The organism is Herbiconiux moechotypicola (assembly GCF_024979255.1).
Classification (GTDB): domain Bacteria; phylum Actinomycetota; class Actinomycetes; order Actinomycetales; family Microbacteriaceae; genus Herbiconiux; species Herbiconiux moechotypicola.
This window is the reverse complement of sequence record NZ_JANLCN010000021.1, coordinates 1-13,364: the sequence shown is the minus strand read 5'-3', so window position 1 is coordinate 13,364 and position 13,364 is coordinate 1. Positions and strand designations below refer to the sequence as shown.

Annotated in this window: 16 protein-coding genes; 12 read left to right on the top strand and 4 right to left on the bottom strand. The window is 70.7% G+C overall.

What is annotated here, in order from left to right; genetic code table 11:
• Positions 1-957: FGGY family carbohydrate kinase (locus N1031_RS20155; RefSeq protein ID WP_259481741.1), on the bottom strand; the 957-nt coding region annotated here is incomplete at its 3' end.
• A gap of 74 nt (positions 958-1,031) precedes the next feature.
• Positions 1,032-1,802: an MIP/aquaporin family protein gene (locus tag N1031_RS20150; protein ID WP_375163664.1), complete on the bottom strand. Its 771-nt coding sequence runs from the start codon at positions 1,800-1,802 to the stop codon at positions 1,032-1,034.
• 184 nt (positions 1,803-1,986) lie between these two features.
• Between N1031_RS20150 and dhaK the strand changes: the two genes are divergently transcribed.
• The 6 genes from dhaK (at position 1,987) to N1031_RS20120 (ending at position 7,605) form a co-directional block, all read left to right on the top strand.
• On the top strand, positions 1,987-2,988 hold the full coding sequence (gene dhaK / locus N1031_RS20145; protein WP_259481739.1) for a dihydroxyacetone kinase subunit DhaK: 1,002 nt from the start codon (positions 1,987-1,989) through the stop codon (positions 2,986-2,988).
• Between the two features lie 12 nt (positions 2,989-3,000).
• Positions 3,001-3,654 (top strand): dihydroxyacetone kinase subunit DhaL, encoded by a 654-nt coding sequence (dhaL, locus tag N1031_RS20140; protein WP_259481738.1) that lies wholly within the window; start codon positions 3,001-3,003, stop codon positions 3,652-3,654.
• Positions 3,654-4,379, top strand: a complete 726-nt coding sequence (gene dhaM, locus N1031_RS20135) for a dihydroxyacetone kinase phosphoryl donor subunit DhaM (protein WP_259481737.1) — start codon at positions 3,654-3,656, stop codon at positions 4,377-4,379. Before dhaL ends, dhaM begins: the two co-directional genes overlap by 1 nt.
• 67 nt (positions 4,380-4,446) lie before the next feature.
• A complete protein-coding gene (locus tag N1031_RS20130) occupies positions 4,447-4,818 on the top strand; it encodes a putative porin (RefSeq protein ID WP_259481736.1) in 372 nt (123 codons plus the stop codon).
• Positions 4,802-5,200, top strand: a complete 399-nt coding sequence (locus N1031_RS20125; protein ID WP_259481735.1) for an iron chaperone — start codon at positions 4,802-4,804, stop codon at positions 5,198-5,200. The genes N1031_RS20130 and N1031_RS20125 overlap by 17 nt, the downstream gene beginning before the upstream one ends.
• Before the next feature lie 5 nt (positions 5,201-5,205).
• The gene (locus N1031_RS20120; protein WP_259481734.1) at positions 5,206-7,605 is read left to right on the top strand and encodes an HAD-IC family P-type ATPase; all 2,400 of its coding nucleotides are present in this window, start codon (positions 5,206-5,208) and stop codon (positions 7,603-7,605) included.
• Here the strand turns inward: N1031_RS20120 and N1031_RS20115 are convergent.
• On the bottom strand, positions 7,586-8,008 hold the full coding sequence (locus tag N1031_RS20115) for a hypothetical protein (protein WP_259481733.1): 423 nt from the start codon (positions 8,006-8,008) through the stop codon (positions 7,586-7,588). The genes N1031_RS20120 and N1031_RS20115 overlap by 20 nt on opposite strands.
• A gap of 104 nt (positions 8,009-8,112) precedes the next feature.
• On the opposite strand from N1031_RS20115, the gene N1031_RS20110 reads away from it, so the two are divergent.
• The 4 genes from N1031_RS20110 to N1031_RS20095 all read left to right on the top strand — a co-directional run bounded on the left by N1031_RS20110 (position 8,113) and on the right by N1031_RS20095 (position 11,298).
• Positions 8,113-8,835, top strand: coding sequence for a hypothetical protein (locus N1031_RS20110; protein ID WP_259481732.1), 723 nt, complete (start codon positions 8,113-8,115; stop codon positions 8,833-8,835).
• A gap of 81 nt (positions 8,836-8,916) precedes the next feature.
• A complete protein-coding gene (locus N1031_RS20105; RefSeq protein WP_259481731.1) occupies positions 8,917-9,351 on the top strand; it encodes a YciI family protein in 435 nt (144 codons plus the stop codon).
• Positions 9,352-9,436: 85 nt separating this feature from the next.
• Positions 9,437-10,657: an RNA polymerase sigma factor gene (locus N1031_RS20100; RefSeq protein WP_259481742.1), complete on the top strand. Its 1,221-nt coding sequence runs from the start codon at positions 9,437-9,439 to the stop codon at positions 10,655-10,657.
• 62 nt (positions 10,658-10,719) lie between these two features.
• Positions 10,720-11,298: a GNAT family N-acetyltransferase gene (locus N1031_RS20095; protein ID WP_259481730.1), complete on the top strand. Its 579-nt coding sequence runs from the start codon at positions 10,720-10,722 to the stop codon at positions 11,296-11,298.
• Here the strand turns inward: N1031_RS20095 and N1031_RS20090 are convergent.
• Positions 11,276-12,280 carry a bile acid:sodium symporter family protein gene (locus N1031_RS20090; protein WP_259481729.1) on the bottom strand — a complete coding sequence of 335 codons (1,005 nt, stop codon included), beginning with the start codon at positions 12,278-12,280 and terminating at the stop codon, positions 11,276-11,278. The genes N1031_RS20095 and N1031_RS20090 overlap by 23 nt on opposite strands.
• Before the next feature lie 103 nt (positions 12,281-12,383).
• Between N1031_RS20090 and N1031_RS20085 the strand changes: the two genes are divergently transcribed.
• Positions 12,384-12,884: an SRPBCC domain-containing protein gene (locus N1031_RS20085; RefSeq protein ID WP_259481727.1), complete on the top strand. Its 501-nt coding sequence runs from the start codon at positions 12,384-12,386 to the stop codon at positions 12,882-12,884.
• Entirely contained in the window at positions 12,881-13,198 is a 318-nt protein-coding gene (locus N1031_RS20080) for an ArsR/SmtB family transcription factor (protein WP_259481726.1), read from the top strand. Before N1031_RS20085 ends, N1031_RS20080 begins: the two co-directional genes overlap by 4 nt.
• Positions 13,199-13,364 lie beyond the last annotated feature (166 nt).

Sequence of the window (13,364 nt, the reverse complement as noted above, 5' to 3'; positions counted from 1 at the left end):
GCGCAACCACTGGATCAACGACCCCGTCACCGCGATCGACCCCTCCAACGCGTAATGCGCCGGAGCATCCCCGAGCTTGTAACCCAGGGTGGTGAGCAGACCGTTCTTCGAGTGCACGATCTCCGTATCGGTGTTGAAGATCAGGAAGTTCCCCGTGCCGTACGTGTTCTTCGACTCACCCGCATCGAACGCCGCCTGACCGAACGTCGCCGCCTGCTGATCACCCAGAATCCCCGCCACCGGAACCTCACGCAAGAGCGAAGAGGTGTGCACCGTTCCGTAGACCTCGGAGGAGGAGCGGATCTCGGGGAGCATCGACTTGGGCACGTCGAACGCCTCGAGGATGTCGTCGCGCCAGGTGAGCGTCTCGAGATCCATGAAGAGCGTGCGGGAGGCGTTCGTCACATCCGTGGCGTGCACACCGCCGTCGACGCCTCCGGTGAGGTTCCAGAGCACCCAGGTGTCGGTCGTGCCGAACAGGAGGTCGCCGGCCTCGGCCCTCTCCCTGGCACCCTCGACGTTCTCGAGGATCCAGACGATCTTGGTCCCGGAGAAATACGTGGCCAGGGGGAGTCCGACGATCGGCTTGAACCTCTCGACCCCTCCGTCGGCGGCCAGTCGGTCGACGATCGGCTGGGTGCGGGTGTCCTGCCACACGATCGCGTTGTAGACCGGCTCGCCGGTGTTCTTGTCCCACACCACCGCGGTCTCGCGCTGGTTCGTGATGCCGACGGCTTTCACGTTGTGCCGGGTGATGTTGGCTTTCGAGAGGGCCTGCCCGATCACCTCGCGGGTGTTGTCCCAGATCTCCTTCGGGTCGTGCTCGACCCAACCCGCCTTGGGGAAGATCTGCTCGTGCTCCTTCTGACCGGTCGACACGATCGTGCCCGCATGGTCGAAGACGATCGCGCGGGTGCTCGTGGTGCCCTGGTCGATGGCGATGATGTAGTCAGTCATGTCGTGCTGTTTCCTTTACTTTCGCTGCGACGCTGCTAGCTCAGCTGGGGATGGTGGGTGTCGGGTGGGAGCGCTCAGGTGAGGATGGGCAGCAGCGGGATGGCCGCGAGCCCGGCGAGCACACCGCCGATGATGGGGCCGACGACCGGAACCCACGAGTACGACCAGTCGCTGCCGCCCTTGCCCTTGATGGGCAGCACGGCGTGCGCGATGCGCGGACCGAGGTCACGAGCCGGGTTGATGGCGTACCCGGTCGGGCCACCGAGCGAGGCGCCGATACCGATCACGAGGAGCGCCACGGGCAGGGCACCGAGCGCGGCCAGACCGCCGTCGCCCTGACGACCACCGCCGAAGCCGATCACGACGAACACCAGAACGAAGGTGCCGACGATCTCGGTGACCAGGTTCCAGCCGTACGACCGGATCGCCGGACCCGTCGAGAACACCCCCAGCTTGTTGCCCGCCTCGGGCTCCGCGTCGAAGTGCTGCTTGTAGGCCAGCCACACGAACACCGCGCCGATGAACGCACCGATCAGCTGCGCCCCGATGTAGGTGATCACCGTGCCGAAGTTGACGGCCACCAGCGTCGCCGCCGACCCGAACTCCGTCGCCCCGTTCGCCACGAGCCCCAGTGTCACCGCCGGGTTCAGGTGCGCACCCGACGCGTAGGCCACGATCACACCGGCGAAGACCGCGAGGCCCCAGCCGATGTTGACGAGCAGGAAGCCCCCGTTGAAGCCCTTGGTCTTGGTGAGCGCGACGTTGGCGACGACGCCGCAGCCCAAGAGCACGAGCAAGGCGGTACCCACCAGCTCGGAGGTGAAATCGATCAGAAGATTGTCCACGTTGACCCTCCTTGGCACCATTCGGCCACCCGCTGTGACCGCCGTGGTGAGCGGCTTGAGGCAACGATATCTCCCGCGAACCAGCAGGTACAGGGCGATCCAGCAGGTATAGGTTTGAGACGGATGGCCGGGTCGCCGGCTCCCGTCGCGGGCGACGCACGCCCGATCGAAGGGAATGTTTTCAATGAAGAAGCTCATCAACGATCCGAAGAACGTCGTCGACGAGGCGGTCGTCGGATTCGAGGCGGCGCACGGCGACATCGTCACCGTCTCGCACGACCCCATCTACATCGCGCGCAAAGACGCCCCCGTGCAGGGCAAGGTCGCCCTGGTCAGCGGCGGCGGTTCGGGCCACGAGCCGCTGCACGGCGGTTTCGTCGGCTACGGGATGCTCGACGCGGCCATTCCGGGCCCGGTGTTCACCTCGCCCACGCCAGACCCCATCCTGGCCGCCACGAAGGCCGTCGACTCGGGCGCGGGCGTGCTGCACATCGTGAAGAACTACACCGGCGACGTGCTCAACTTCGAAACCGCCGCCGACCTCGCGGCTGCGGAGGACATCGAGGTGCGCACCGTCATCGTCGACGACGACGTGGCGGTCAAGGACTCCCTTTACACGGCGGGGCGTCGCGGCGTGGCGGGCACCGTGCTGGTGGAGAAGATCGCGGGCGCGGCGGCCGAGCGCGGCGACGACCTGGATGCGGTGGCCGCGATCGCCACGAAGGTCAACTCCCAGGTGCGCACCATGGGTGTGGCGCTCACGCCGTGCGTGGTGCCCCACGCCGGCGAGCCGAGCTTCGTGCTGGCCGACGACGAGATCGAGATCGGCATCGGCATCCACGGCGAGCCGGGCCGCGAGCGCATCAAGCTCGAGCCGGCCGACGCGATCGTCGACAGACTGCTCGCACCGATCCTGGAGGACCTGCCGTTCGCCTCCGGCGACAAGGTGCTGCTGCTCGTGAACGGCATGGGCGGCACCCCGCAGGTGGAGCTCTACATCGTGTTCCGGCACGCCGCCGCCGTGCTCGCCGAGAAGGGTATCGAGGTCACCCGCTCACTCGTGGGCAACTTCGTCACCTCGCTCGAGATGCAGGGCGTGTCGATCAGCGTGCTGAAGCTCGACGACGAGCTCACCGAGCTGTACGACGCGCCGGTGCAGACCGCTGCGCTGCGCTGGGGAAGGTAGAAGGGTAGGGGCATGGCTCTCGGCATCACCTGGACGACGGACTGGATCAGACGCAGCGCGGCCGTGGTCGCGGAGCATCGGGTGGAGCTCGTCACCCTCGACCGTGAGATCGGCGACGGCGACCACGGCGAGAACCTCGATCGCGGTTTCAGCGCCGTGCTCGCGAAGCTCGACGGGCTGCCGGCCGACGCGGTGCCGGGTGACGCCCTGAAGCTCGTGGCGACCACGCTCATCTCCACCGTGGGAGGCGCGTCGGGGCCGCTGCTCGGCACCGCGTACCTCAAGGCGGCGGGCGCTGTCGGCAAGGAGCCCGAGCTCGACGGCGCCGCGCTTGTGGCACTCCTCACCGCCGCGCGCGACGGGATCGTACTGCGGGGCAAGGCCGAGCCGGGCGACAAGACGATGATCGACGCGTGGACACCCGCGGTCGATGCGGCGGCGAAGGCCGAGGCCGAGGGCGAGGACGAGGTCGCGATCCTCGAGGCGGCGGCGAGCGCGGCCGAGGCCGGCGCCGTCGCCACCGAGCCGCTCGTGGCGCGCAAGGGCCGGGCGAGCTACCTGGGCGAGCGCGCGATCGGCCACCGCGATCCGGGTGCGCAGTCGTCGTCGCTGCTGCTTCGGGCCGCCGCCGAGGCAGCTGTCGACGTCGCCTCCGGTGCCGCCTGATGGGCACCGAGGGCAAGGTCGGCGTCGTCTTCGTCTCGCACAGCGCGAAGATCGCCGAGGGCCTGGTGGAGCTCGCCGCCCAGATGGCGGGTTCGGCCACCCTGGTGGCCGCCGGGGGGACGGACGAGGGCGGCATCGGCACGAGCTTCGACAAGGTGAGCGCCGGCGTCACCGAGGCCGACTCCGGTCACGGCGTCGCGGTGCTCTGCGACCTGGGCTCGGCGATCCTCACGGCCGAGACCGCTCTCGACTTCCTCGACGACGAGGTGCGGGAACGGGTGCGCATCGTCGACGCTCCGCTCGTGGAGGGCGGGGTGGCGGCGGCCGTGGCCGCCGAGTCCGGCGCCGATCTCGACGGGGTCGTGGCGGCGGCGGAATCGGCGCGGGGCACAGGTGGCACCGAGACGGATGCACGAGCCGGCGACATCGTGGCCGTGCCGGTCTTCGAGGCCGTGGCCCCCGCATCCGGAGCCCTCTCGCGCAGCGTGACCATCATCAACAAGGACGGGTTGCACGCCCGGCCGGCCGCCGAGTTCGTGAAGCTCGCCACCGGGTATCCGGTGAAGGTGACGGTCAACGGCCGCGATGCGAAGAGCCTGCTCGGCATCATGTCGCTGGGGCTCACCAAGGGTGCCACCGTGGAGATCGCGACCGACGACCCCGACGGCGCAGAAGCGGTGAACGCCCTGGCCGACCTGGTGGAGACGGGGTTCGGCGAAGAGTAGCCCGGCGTGGGAGAATTCGTGTGCGGACTCGTCACACGGAACTCGACTAGGAAGGTCGCCCACGAGCATGGCCAGCGGTACAGGAACGAAATGCGCGGTGTGCGGCAAGTCGGTGGCGGTGGGGCTGGTGTCGCAGACGCTGCTGCAGCACGCCGACAAGAACGGGGAGCTCTGCGCCGGGTCGGGGCAGGCTCCGGTGGTGAAGGCGGCTCGCGCGGCGGGGGCGACGCGTTCGGCGTCGACGTCGACCAGGCCGGCGAAGGCTCCCAAGACGAGCCCGGCCACCAAGGGTGGTATGACGGTGCGACGGGTCGAGGTCGACCCGGAGGTGGTGCAGGAGCGCCAGCAGCGTGCCGAGCGTCTGCGCCTCGAGCGTGCGGAGGCCGCCAGGGCCCGCAACGAGATCGGGGTCTCGTACTTCGATGAGCCGGGCGCCTGACGCACGCTGGCGGGAGAGCCGCGTGGGGGAGCAGCAGTACGCGTCGGTCGACGCCTACATCGCCTCGTTCCCGCACGACGTGCAGACGGTGCTCGAGGGTCTGCGCTGCGCGGTGATGAGTGCGGTGCCCGACGCCGTCGAGTCGGTGAGCTACCACATGCCCACCTTCACGTTCGAGGGCCGGCACCTGCTCTTCGTCGCAGCGTGGAAGACGCACGTGGCGCTCTACGCCGTGCCCGGGTTCGAGGGTGAACTCGAGGCCGAGGTCGCCCCGTACCGCTCGGCGAAGGACACGGTGAAGTTCCCGCTGCGGAAGGCCGTGCCCTACGAGCTGGTCGCGGCGATCGCCGCGCGGATCGCCGAGCAGCGGGTCGGCGGCTGAGGCCGGTGGTCACGAGTCTCACGGGGGCGACGGGGCTGAGCGCGGCCGAGGTGGCCGAACGCACGGCGGCCGGTCGCACGAATGCCTTCGTGCAAGACACCAGCCGAAGCGTCTGGAGCATCCTCCGCGCCAACGTGCTCACCCTCTTCAACGCCATCGTGGTGGGTTGCTTCCTGGTGCTGCTGGCCATCGGGCGCTGGCAGGACGCCCTGTTCGGTGCGAGTGCGCTCGCCAACGCGGTCATCGGCACCGTGCAGGAGTACCGTGCGAAGCGCGCGCTCGACCGGCTGGCGCTCGTCAACGCGCCGCACGCCCGCGTGGTGCGAGACGGCGCGGAGCAGGAGATCCCGGTCGAGGCCGTGGTGCTCGACGACCTGCTCGTGCTGCGGGCGGGTGACCAGGTGGCCGCCGACGGAGCGGTGACCGCCTCGTCGGGTCTGCAGGTCGACGAGTCGATGCTCACCGGCGAGAGCGACCCGGTGGAGAAGTCCGAGGGCGACGAAGTGCTGTCGGGGTCGATCGTCGTCGCCGGCGAGGGGCTCGCCGGCGTGATCCGCGTGGGTGCCGATTCCTTCGCCAACTCGCTGGCGAGCGAGGCGAAGCGGTTCTCGCTGGTCGCCTCCGAGCTGCGCAGCTCGATCAACCGGGTGCTGCGCTGGGTGGCGTGGATCATCGGCCCGGTGGCCGCGCTGGTGCTGAACGCCCAGATGATCGCCCAGGGCGGTTGGCCCGAGGCGATCGAAACGGGGGCGTGGCGCGACGCCGTGGTCGCCACCATCGCGTCGGTGGTCGCGATGATCCCGCTGGGACTCGTGCTCATGACGAGCATCACCTTCGCGGTGGGAGCGGTGAAGCTGTCGCGGCAGCAGGTGCTCGTGCAGGAACTGCCGGCGGTCGAGGGGCTCGCCCGGGTCGACCTCATCTGCCTCGACAAGACCGGCACGCTCACCCAGGGCGACATCGTGTTCGACGGGGCGCATCCGCTGGCCGGTGCCGACGAGGCTCCCGGTTGGGAGGAGGTGCTGGGCTGGTACGGAGTGCAGAGCGACGCCAACGCGACCGCGCTGAGCCTCGCCGCGCCCTTCGCCTCGGCTCGCACGGGCGATCCGCGGGGCCGCGTGGCGTTCTCGTCGGCCCGCAAATGGAGCGCGGTGGTGTTCGATGACGGGATGTGGGTGCTGGGCGCGCCCGAGATGGTGTTCCCGAGCGGTCACGACGAGCTGCTCGAGCGGGCGGTCGAGCTCGCGGCGTCGGGTCGGCGCACCCTCGTTCTGGCTCGCGGCGGCCAGGTGACCGACGACGAGTCGGTGCCGGCTGACGCCGAGGCCGTGGTGCTGCTGACCTTCCGCGAGAACATCAGGCCCGACGCCCGCGAGACGCTCGAGTACTTCGCCGCACAGGGCGTGGGGGTGAGGGTGATCTCGGGCGACAACCCCCAGACGGTGGCGGCGATCGCCCGCGAGGTGGGGCTGGACGCGCCGACCGGGGTGGATGCGCGCGGTCTCCCCGACGACGACGCCGAGCTCGTGCGGGTGCTCGACGAGAACGTGGTGTTCGGCCGGGTGACACCCGATCAGAAGCGCCGCATCGTGGTAGCGCTGAAGTCGGCGGGGCACGTGGTGGCGATGACGGGCGACGGCGTCAACGACGCGCTCGCGATCAAGGAGGCCGACATCGGGGTGGCGATGAACTCCGGCGCGGCCGCCACGAAGGCGGTGGCGCGACTGGTGCTGCTGGACGGCCGGTTCTCACACCTGCCGCGGGTGGTGGCCGAGGGGCGTCAGGTCATCGCGAACATCGAGCGCGTCTCGATGCTCTTCCTCACCAAGACCGCCTACGCGACATTCCTGGCCATCGTGTTCGGGGCCCTCATGCTGCAGTTCCCGTTCCTGCCCCGGCAGCTCTCGGTCATCGACGGGCTCACCATCGGCATCCCGGCCTTCTTCCTCGCGCTCCTCCCCAACGCACAACGCTACGTGCCGGGGTTCCTGCGGCGATCGCTCACCTTCGCCGTCCCGGCCGGCGCGGTCGTGACGCTGGGCCTGGCCCTGTACGCCCTTGCCTGCCTGCACATCGGAATCCCCGCCGCCGAGACGCGCACCGGAGCCACGCTCATCCTCACCATCGTGGGACTGTGGATCCTCGTCGTGCTCTCACGCCCGGTCACCCGGTTCAAGTCGTTCGTGATCGGCGCCATGATGATCGGTCTCGTGCTGGTGTTCTCGGTGCCGATCGTGCGCGACTTCCTGCAGCTGACCGACCCCACGCTGCCCACCGCGGTGCTGGTGCTGCTGGTGTCGGCGGGGTCGATCGGGCTGATCGAGATCGTGCGCTTCGTGCACCGGCGGGTGGCAGCCCGGGACAAGGCCTCCGCCCTGGCGGGGGTCAGACGTTCGGGCGGCTAGCGCGCAGCCAGCGCGCACCCGGCCCGAACCAGAGCGGCAGCAGCACCACGGCGGCGACGACCGCCTGCGCGATCACGGTGGAGGGGCCGCCCTCGGGGGCCAGCACGAACCCCGTGAGATCGAGCGCGAGCCCGATCAGCAGTAGCGCCGTGAGGAGACCTCGCGCGAACCGGCTGCCGCGGGCCAGGCCGGAGGCCAGGGCGACGATGCCGAGACCGATGATGATCATCGCGGCGCCGAGCACCGTGACGGGGAAAGCCAGCCCGTCGAGCTCGGCCTCCGGTAGATAGCGGGCGAACACGGCCAGGATGCCCAGCAGCACGTCGGCGATGCCGGTGATGTAGACGAGCACCACCGCGACGGTCACGAGGGCGGGCCGGCGGGCGGGCGTGCTCACGGTCATGGGGCGATCCTACGGGGCGGCGGTCGGTGCCGGCAGCGGCAGCCGGTGCGACTGCGGCAGCCGGTGCGACAGCGGGCGCGGGGCGGGTGCGAGAGGATGGGGGCATGTCCCGCGTCTCGGCTCCCGTTCCGGTGGGGGCGAGGAGCCGGCATCGTGCGCACCTCGTGGCGGCGATGCTGCCGGAGAGGGTCGACGGTTACCACGAGCCCTGGTTCGACGACGGCGCCGCGCTGCTCGCCATGCTGGCCGCGCATCCGTCGGTCTCTGCGGTGGTGGCGTCGCGGGATGAGGACGCGCTGGCACCCTGGGAGGCGGTTCGGCTCGATGCGGCCGGGTTCGTGCGCGAGCTGCGCTTTCACGCCGACCGGCATCGGCCGCCGTACCTCGCCGCGGTTCGGGCGGAGGCGGAGCGCAGCGATGAGCAGGACCTGGTGCGCCGGGGAGCGCGAGCGGCGTACCTCAGGGCGGCCGCCACGGGCGACTCCGTCTCGGTCGACGACGCGGGCGTCCGGGGGCTGGGCCGGCTGCTGCGCGATTCCGACGTGACCTTCGCCACGAGCGCCCCGTTCGAGCTGCTGCCCGCCGTGCGCGACGACGACGTGGTGCTGATCGACCCGGCCGTCGGGACCGACGCCGTCGATGACAGGGCTCTGCGCAGCCTCGTGAACGCGCTCACGGCACGGGGCGCGGCCGTCGTGGCACCGCCTCCGCGTGGTCGCGACGGCTGGCCCGGACTCGCAGTGCTCGACGGGGGTGACCCGGCGGAGCCCGTGTGGGGCAACGGTGCACTCAGGCGGCTCAGAAAAGATTCTGCGAGAAATCTCTGACGGGCTGTCGATCGCGGCTCGTTCCGTTCGACGCGATAGTAGGAGGGGGCGAGAGGCCCCCGCAGACCGGAGGAGAATCCGATGAAGTACATGCTCATCATGCGCACGACCGCCGAAGCCCTCGAGGCGTCGAAAGACCTCGACTTCGAGAAGATCATCAACGACATGGGCGCCTACAACGAGTCGATGATCACCGCCGGTGTGCTGATCGGCGGCGACGGTCTCGCCGACGCCGCCGAGGGCTTCGTGGTCGACTTCTCGGCCGAGGCGCCGGTCGTCACCGACGGCCCCTACGGCGAGGTGCACGAGCTGTTCAACGGCTTCTGGATCGTGCAGGTGTCGTCGGCCGAGGAGGCGCTGGAGTGGGCCAAGCGCGCCCCGCTCGGTGCCGGCACGAAGCTCGAGGTGCGCCGCATCACCGACGAGAGCGATTTCGAGGACTTCGCCGACAACGAGTACCTGCAGAAGGAGAAGGAGTGGCGGGCCGAGGAGCACGCTCGCGCCGCCGGTGAGTGAGGCGGGCGGCGGGGCCGTCGCCGATCCGGGCGGCGGCTCTGGTGAGCCGGGCGGCGGCCCCGGCCCCGGTGCCGAGCCGGAGGCGGTGCGGCGTGCGCTCGACGCGGTGTGGCGCATCGAGAGCGTGCGCATCGTGGCGACCCTGGCGAAGGTGACGGGCGAGCTGCCCCTCGCCGAAGACCTCGCCCAGGAGGCGGTGGCCGAGGCGCTCGACCGCTGGCCCGCATCCGGAGTGCCGGCGAACCCGGGCGCCTGGCTCACCGCCGTGGCCAAGCGCAGGGCCATCGACCACTGGCGGCGTCGCGAGCGACTCGACGACCGCCACCGGATGCTCGCCCACGAGCTCGAGGAGTCGGCCGAGCCGGAGTGGGTGCCGATTCCCGACGACGTGCTGCGGCTCGTGTTCACGGCGTGCCACCCCGTGCTCGCTCGGGAGGCGCAGGTGGCGCTCACTCTCCGTGTGGTGGCGGGACTGTCGTCGGAGGAGATCGCGCGCCTGTTCCTCGTGCCGGTGGCCACCGTGCAGCAGCGCATCGTGCGGGCGAAGAAGACGCTCGGCGCCGCGAAGGTGCCCTTCGAGTCGCCCGATCCGGCCGAGTGGCCCATGCGGCTGTCCGCTGTGCTCGGCGTGGTCTACCTCGTGTTCACGGAGGGCTACTCCGCCACCTCGGGCGAGCGGTGGATGCGGCCCGAGCTCGCCGACGAGGCGCTGCGGCTCGGTCGCACGCTCGCCGCGCTGCTGCCGCGGGAGCCCGAGGTGCACGGGCTCGTCGCCCTGATGGAGCTGCAGGCATCGCGCTTCGCCGCGCGCACGGCACGCGACGGCTCGCCGGTGACGCTCGACGATCAGGATCGCCGGCTGTGGGATCGCGCGCAGATCGAGAGAGGGCGTGTGGCGCTGGCCCGGTGCGACGCTCTGGGGCGGGGCCGGGCGGCCTATGCCCTGCAGGCGGCGATCGCCGAGTGCCACGCGATCGCGCCGAGCGTGCAGCAGACCGACTGGGAACGGATCGTGGTGCTCTACGAGGCGCTCGGGCGGCTCGCCCCGAACCCGGTGGTGGAGCTGAACCGGGCGGTCGCGGTGTCGATGGCGGTGGGGCCGGCCTCGGCGCTGCGGATCGTCGACCGGCTGGCGGATGAGGGGTCACTGAGGGGGTCGGCCCTGCTGCCTAGTGTGCGCGGGGAGCTGCTGTCGCGCCTGGGGCGCGACGAGGAGGCCCGTGCCGAGTTCGCGACGGCGGAGGGGCTCACGGGCAACGAGGTGCAGCGGCGGGCGCTGCGCGCGAAGCGCGAACGGCTGGGCTGAGGCCCGGTTCGGGATGCGCACTGCGGGATGCCGGACCGTCGCGGGAGTGGCAGGGTGAGGGCATGAGCGGGGCGATCGAGGTGAGGCCGGCGACGAGCTTCGCCGACGTGGCGACGATGGTCGGTCCCAGGCGCCCTGACGCGAACGTGTGCTGGTGTCTCAGCTACCGCATCCCGTCGAAGGAGAACAACGCACTGCGAGGGACCGAGCGCGGCGATCTGGTGAAGAAGTTGGTGCGCCGTACGCCGCCGCCCGGGGTGCTCGCCTACGACGACGGAGAGGTGGTGGGCTGGGCGGCCGTGCATCCGAGAGCCGACACGAGCTTCGCGCGCAATCGCCGCATCCCGCACGTCGATGACGCCCGGGTGTGGTCGGTGTGGTGCATCCGGGTGCGGCCCGGCCACCGGGGTCGCGGTCTCTCGCACGCGCTGCTCGCGGGTGCGGTCGAGTTCGCGCGGGCGAACGGCGCTCCGGCCGTGGAGGGCTACCCGGTCGACAACCGGGGTGTCAAGGTCGATCTCACCATGGCGTACGTGGGTACGCGGAGTCTGTTCGAGCGGGCGGGCTTCGAGAAGGCGGCCGACACGGAGTCGGTGCTGAACGGTTTTCCGCGGGTGCTCATGCGCCTGCCGTTGGGGTGAGGCCCGGAGCCGGGCCGGACGACCTGAGACCGGGGAGCCGGGGGAGCAGCCGTACCAGTACGACCAGCACCACGAGTTCGACGAGCGTCTGCGTCACGACGGCGAGCGGGGCGAGGGCGAACTCCGAGGGCAGGGCCAGCGCGAGCGGCAGCACGACGAGGGAGTTGCGGGTGACCCCGCTGAGGGTGAGCGCGCGGCCCTCCGGGACCGGAAGTCGGGCGAGTCGGGTGGCCGCCAGGCCGCAGGCCGTGGCGATCGCGGCGAACCCGAGGTAGAGAGGCACCAGCCCGGCGAGCGAGACGGCAGCGGCCCCCACCGCGGCGATCTGCGACCCCACCACGATGGCGAGGGTGAGCATCATGAGGGGGACCATCGCGTCCTCCGCGGCCTGTTCCACCGTGCGCGCGCCGCGCATCCGGCGCGCGAGCAGCTGCACGGCCGCGGCGGCGGCGAGCGGCAGCACGATGAGCAGCAGGAACGCCTCGATGAACGGGAGCGGGTCGATGCGCGACGCGAGGCCCGGCCCGCCCATCAGCCAGAGGTACGCGGGCAGCAGTACGAGCTGAAGCAGCATGAGCACCGGCGTGGTGGAGAGCAGTCGCGCGCGGTCACCGCCCGCGATCCCGGTGAAGACGACGACGTAGTCCACGCACGGGGTGAGCAGCACGAGGAGCACGCCGGCGAGGAGTGCCTGGTCGTGGGCGACGAAGCGGCTGAGGCCGAAGACCACGAGCGGGAGCGCCACGAAGTCGAGCACGAGCAGCGTGAGGAGGAAGCGCCCTCCGCGGAGCGCCCGCCCGAGCTCGGCGAGAGGGACCCCGAGGAAGGTGGCGAACAGCAGCAGCACCAGCAAGGGGGTGGTGAGCCCGCGGAGCAGCGGCGCGAGCTGCGGGAGGAGCAGCCCCAGTGCGGAGCCCAGGGCGATGGCGGCGAGGTAGAGCGCGACCTGGTGGCGGTTCCAGGGTGCGGCAATTCGGGCCATGGATCCAGCATAGAGAGCGGATGTGCAACTATTCGGTTGCTTAATTGTTCACGGCGTGGCATTCTTAGTGCAACCTGCTAGTTGCTTCACGAGGAGGAATCCGATGACCACGAAGAATCCCGACGCGACCCTCGATCCCGAGTCGTTGACGGTGACCCGCACCATCGCCATCGCCGCATCGCAGGATGCCGTGTGGCGCGCGGTGACCGAGCCCGAGCTGATCTCCCGGTGGTTCGGGTTGACCGAGCTCGACGGGTCGGGCGAGGGAGCGCGGGGCACGATGACGTTCGAAGGGTACGGCGCCGTGCCGCTCGCGGCGGTCGCCCTCGATCCGCCGCACGCGGTGACCTACCGGTGGAACAACGACGACGCCGGGGGTGCGCCTCCGGAGGAGTACGACGACGAGCACGCGACGGAGTTCACCTTCACCCTTCGGTCGGTCGACGGCGGCACGGAACTCACCGTGGTCGAGCGGCTCTTCGAGGTGACCTCGGACCCCGCGGCCAACCTCGGGTTCCACCGGCTGGGGTGGACCTCGGAGCTCGACAAGCTCGTGGTCTTCGCCGAGAGCGAGGGCGTCGCGATCGCCGAGGGCGCCGCGTGAGCGACGCGACCCTGGTGCCCGTGATGGCGGCGCTCGGCGACGACACCCGGTGGAGCATCCTGACCGCCTTGGGCGACGGCGACGCCTCCGCCTCGGCTCTCGCCGAGCGGCTCCCGGTGACCAGGCAGGCCATCGCGAAGCACCTCGCGGTGCTGGCCGAGGTGGGCCTCGTGGAGACCGAGCGGGTGGGGCGCGAGGTGCGCTACCGCGTGGTCGGCGCGCGGCTGAGCGCCACCGCCCGCCGCCTCGACGCCGTCGGTGCCGCCTGGGACCGCCGCCTCGCCGCCCTCAAGCACGTCGCCGAGTCGCTCTAGCGCCTGCACCGCGCTCATCCGGACATCGAGTGGGCTCGATCGGTCGCTTCCGTTGTGGTGTGGCGACTGATTGGGCCCACTCGATTAGTGGGGGTGCTGGGTTAGGTGGTGGGGATGAGGGTGTATTTGGTGGAGAGGTATTCGTGGATGCCTTCGAGGCCGCCTT

What these genes read in the sequence shown, in the direction of transcription:
- dhaK (WP_259481739.1), top strand. Translation starts at nt 1,987, where the DNA reads ATGAAGAAGCTCATCAACGATCCGAAGAACGTCGTCGACGAGGCGGTC.
- dhaL (WP_259481738.1), top strand. Translation starts at nt 3,001, where the DNA reads ATGGCTCTCGGCATCACCTGGACGACGGACTGGATCAGACGCAGCGCG.
- dhaM (WP_259481737.1), top strand. Translation starts at nt 3,654, where the DNA reads ATGGGCACCGAGGGCAAGGTCGGCGTCGTCTTCGTCTCGCACAGCGCG.
- N1031_RS20130 (WP_259481736.1), top strand. Translation starts at nt 4,447, where the DNA reads ATGGCCAGCGGTACAGGAACGAAATGCGCGGTGTGCGGCAAGTCGGTG.
- N1031_RS20125 (WP_259481735.1), top strand. Translation starts at nt 4,802, where the DNA reads ATGAGCCGGGCGCCTGACGCACGCTGGCGGGAGAGCCGCGTGGGGGAG.
- N1031_RS20115 (WP_259481733.1), bottom strand. Translation starts at nt 8,008, where the DNA reads ATGACCGTGAGCACGCCCGCCCGCCGGCCCGCCCTCGTGACCGTCGCG.
- N1031_RS20110 (WP_259481732.1), top strand. Translation starts at nt 8,113, where the DNA reads ATGTCCCGCGTCTCGGCTCCCGTTCCGGTGGGGGCGAGGAGCCGGCAT.
- N1031_RS20105 (WP_259481731.1), top strand. Translation starts at nt 8,917, where the DNA reads ATGAAGTACATGCTCATCATGCGCACGACCGCCGAAGCCCTCGAGGCG.
- N1031_RS20095 (WP_259481730.1), top strand. Translation starts at nt 10,720, where the DNA reads ATGAGCGGGGCGATCGAGGTGAGGCCGGCGACGAGCTTCGCCGACGTG.
- N1031_RS20090 (WP_259481729.1), bottom strand. Translation starts at nt 12,280, where the DNA reads ATGGCCCGAATTGCCGCACCCTGGAACCGCCACCAGGTCGCGCTCTAC.
- N1031_RS20085 (WP_259481727.1), top strand. Translation starts at nt 12,384, where the DNA reads ATGACCACGAAGAATCCCGACGCGACCCTCGATCCCGAGTCGTTGACG.